The sequence below is a fragment of the Streptomyces palmae genome (assembly GCF_004684805.1).
Taxonomy (GTDB): domain Bacteria; phylum Actinomycetota; class Actinomycetes; order Streptomycetales; family Streptomycetaceae; genus Streptomyces; species Streptomyces palmae.
The window spans coordinates 1-2,375 of record NZ_SRID01000595.1 but is presented as its reverse complement, the minus strand read 5'-3'; the positions used below and the strand labels follow the sequence as shown (position 1 = coordinate 2,375).

General features: G+C 72.7%; 1 protein-coding gene and 1 pseudogene. One reads left to right on the top strand and one right to left on the bottom strand.

Features of this window, described 5'->3' with window-relative positions; translation table 11 throughout:
* Positions 1-1,754 (top strand): annotated as a pseudogene (locus tag E4099_RS33390) (LuxR family transcriptional regulator); the annotation flags it as partial.
* A gap of 136 nt (positions 1,755-1,890) precedes the next feature.
* On the opposite strand, the gene E4099_RS31310 reads toward E4099_RS33390, so the two are convergent.
* On the bottom strand, positions 1,891-2,319 hold the full coding sequence (locus tag E4099_RS31310) for an NPCBM/NEW2 domain-containing protein (protein ID WP_245245335.1): 429 nt from the start codon (positions 2,317-2,319) through the stop codon (positions 1,891-1,893).
* Between the last annotated feature and the right edge of the window lie 56 nt (positions 2,320-2,375).

Here is a 2,375-nt window from a genome sequence, read left to right as displayed (position 1 = left end):
GTCTCCAGCATCCGGTACCGGACCTCGCCCGGCCCCTGGCACCCGAGCGGGACATCGAGGCGGCCGAGCCGGTCCCGATCGAGGTGCCGGAGGTCCTCGATCTGCTGGGCGCGCTGGTCGACAAGTCCCTGCTGGTCGCCGAACATCCGCAGCCCGCGGCGGACGGCGAGGCGGCAGGCCGGGGGCCGGGCGAGGTCCGGTACCGGATGCTGGAGACCATCCACGAGTACGCCACCGAACGGGCCGAGGAGAACGCCGCCACCCGGCGCGACCAGGCCGCCGCCATCCGCCGGCACATCCTGTACTTCCAGGAATTCGCGCACACCGCCGAACCCAGACTGCGCTCGGCGGAGCAACTGCCCTGGCTGCACCGCGTCGAGACCGACCTGGACAACATCCGCGCCGCACTGCACCGCGCCCTCCAGGCGGGCGACACGGTCAGCGCCCGGGCCATCGTCTTCGACCTCGGCTGGTTCTGGTTCCTGCGCAACTACCGGGACGAGGGTGCCGCCTGGGTCGTCCGTCTGATGCGGCTGCTCGGGTCCGACCTGCCGGAGGCGGACACCCCGCACGACGACGTCCGCTGGGACATCGTGGACCTCCATCTGCTCCGGTACTTCCTGGTCGCCGACCAGAGCACCGCCGAGCAGATCAACCGTCCGGAGAGCGTGGAACTGGCCCGCCGGATCTGCGACGCCTACGGCGGACGGATGCCCAGCCCACGCGCCGCACGCTTCCCCGGGCTCCTGTGGCCCTTCGGCCGATACCTCCTGGACGGGCTGATGGGAGTGCTGGCGCAGTTCGACGAGGCCGTGGCGAACTGCCGCCGGCACGGGGACGAATGGGCGCTGGCCACGGCGCTGGTGTTCCGAACCCACCTGGCCATCGACGCCCCCGGCGGCGTGGTGCGGGCCGAGGAGCACTGGGCCGAACTGCGCGGGCTGAGCCGGCGCGTCGGCGACCGCTGGCTGCTCGCCCAGATGGCCGGCGCCAACGGTGAGATGGCGATGGTGCGCGGCCGCTACGAGGAGGCCCGGACCTCGTTCGAGGAGGCACTCCGGCTCGCTCGGGAACTCCGGGCGTACACCGAGACCCCGTTCCTGATCACCCGGCTGGCCGACCTGGCCGTACACCAGCGGCAGCTGGAGGTCGGGCTCAGCCTGCTGGACCAGGCCGACGAGGAGGCCCAACGCTACGGAGTGCGGGACGCCGTGGCGTTCAACCGGGCGCTGCGCGCGCACATCGAACTGTGCGCGGGGAACGTGGCCAGGGCCCGCACACTGTGCGACGAGTCGCGCGCCCTTGCCGAGGCCGCCAGTCCGCCGCCGCAGTTCTGGGTGGCGGTCGGCGGTCTGGACGCCGTGATCAGGGCGGAGTCGGGCGAACTCCCCGAGGCACTGCGTACGGCACGCGGCGCCCTCGCCCATGGCGCGGAGTCCAACTGCGCCGAATCGCTCGTCGCCCAGCAGGCGGTGAGCACCGCCGCCGTGCTCCAGCACTGCGGGGAGTACAGCCGCTCCGTGCTGCTGCTCGGGGCCGCGGAAGGGTGGCAGGCGGGGCTGCCGTGGACCCCGATGCTGGCATCCCGGTTCGCCAAGGTCGAGAAGAAGGCGCGCGCCGTGCTGGGCTCGGAGCGGTACGCCACCCAGTACGCCGCGGGCAGGCGGCTCACCGTCGAGGACTGCCTCATCCAGATCGACGAGGCCCTCGCCCGGTTGCCAGGAGGAAGCCCGGCACCGGATGACGCCACATGATCCTGGCGCACCCGTAACCCTTGCGCTCGCGGCGCCTGAAGCCCGACAGCGCGCGGTACGGCGGGGTCGGCGCGGTGAGGTCCGAACGGCGATGCCCTAACAGCCGGCCCAGACGGCGAGGCCCGGAGCGGAGGGTCTAGGCGCAGCTGATGCCGGACTCCGCCCAGGTCGCCAACGCGGTGTGGCCGACCGAGCCATGCCGCTCGACGACCAGCCGGAGGGTGCGCCTGCCCGCCAGCTCCACCTGGAGCGGGACGGCCGGGTCGCCGCGGTGGACCACCGGGGAACGCCAGAGCAGGACGCCGTCGGCGTAGACCGCGAAGCGGGCCGCGTCCCGGCGTTTCCCCAGGTCGTCCATCCCGACCCGGGCGGAGTACGAGGTGCAGGCCCGGTTGAGGTCGATGGTCAGCGATGACGGCTCTGCCACGGACACCCCGTGAGCGTAGAACCTGCCGCCGATCAGCAGCCCCCACCGCCGCCACATCCAACTGCTCTCCGCCCCCCGCAGCTCCGGCCGGGTGCCATCGCCCAAGCCGTCGTAGCCGAGCGAGTTGAGGGGATACACCCTCGGCTCAGGCGTCGGCGTCGGCGTCGGTGTGGGGGTTGGAGTCGGAGTGGGTG